Consider the following 1,069-nt stretch of genomic DNA (forward strand, 5'->3'; position numbering starts at 1 on the left):
ACCCTTACGGTGTTCGGGTTGCTCTGGCCCAATGGCGTGGCCGCGAACGCGTCCAATGCCGCCCTCGCCGTGTCGGCGTCAGCGGCCTGATAGACCGTCTTAAGGGCCGCGGCGACGGCTTTGCGCTGCCCGTAGGCCACGAACCGCATCGCGGCCCGGATCAGGTGCACCACGCAGGTCTGGACCAGTGAATCGGGCCAGGTCGCCTCGATGGCCTCGGGGAAACCGGTCAGCCCGTCGCAGCACACGATGAGCACGTCAGCGACTCCGCGGTTGGCCAGCTCGGCGCACACCCCGGCCCAGAACTTCGCGCCCTCGGTCGCCTGAATCCAGATCCCCAGAACATGTTTCACCCCATCCATGTCGACGCCGACGGCGATGTGAGCGGCCTTGTTCCGCACGTGCGCGCCGTCGCGGACCTTGACCACGATGGCATCGAGGTACATCACCGGATAGAACGATTCGAGCGGTCGGCGCTGCCAGGCCAGGACCTCCTCGAGAACCTCGTCGGTGATCTTCGAGATCGTCTCCCGGCTGATCTCGGTGCCGATCGTCGACGCCAGATGATGCTCGATATCGCGGACGGTCATCCCGCCGGCGTAGAGCGAGACGATCATGTCGTCCAAGCCGCCGACGCGCCTGGACCCCTTCGGGACCAGGGCCGGGGTGAAGGTGCCATCACGATCGCGTGGGATCGCCAGCTCGACGTCGCCGACGCTGGTCGCGACCGTCTTCGCCGACGAGCCGTTGCGCGAATTCGCGAACAGTGCGGCCTCGGGGTCGCCCTTGTCGTAGCCTAGGTGCTCGCCGAGTTCGGCCTGCAGTCCGCGTTCGAGACCGGCCTTGATCAGCTGCTGGATCAGGCCGTCTTTGCCCTCCAACTTCACTTCGCCGGCATCGATCAACGAGTACAGCTCATCCAAGGCGCCGGAGGCCTCCAAGGCTTCGACGCCTTCGCGCTGCTCCCGGCGACGTTGGTCACGCTCGAGTTTCTTGTCCACCACAGTCATCAGTGTCTCGGCTTTCAGTCAGGAGCACCGCTACCTCACACAAACCATCTGACACGCTC

Annotated in this window: 1 protein-coding gene; it reads right to left on the reverse strand. The window is 65.3% G+C overall.

Annotated elements, in window-relative coordinates; translation table 11 throughout:
- Nucleotides 1-1,010, reverse strand: a 1,010-nt coding sequence (locus IEW22_RS19790; protein WP_188589112.1) for an IS256 family transposase, incomplete at its 3' end; no start/stop codon positions are given.
- Nucleotides 1,011-1,069 lie beyond the last annotated feature (59 nt).

The organism is Gordonia jinhuaensis (assembly GCF_014639795.1).
GTDB classification, from domain to species: Bacteria; Actinomycetota; Actinomycetes; order Mycobacteriales; family Mycobacteriaceae; genus Gordonia_B; species Gordonia_B jinhuaensis.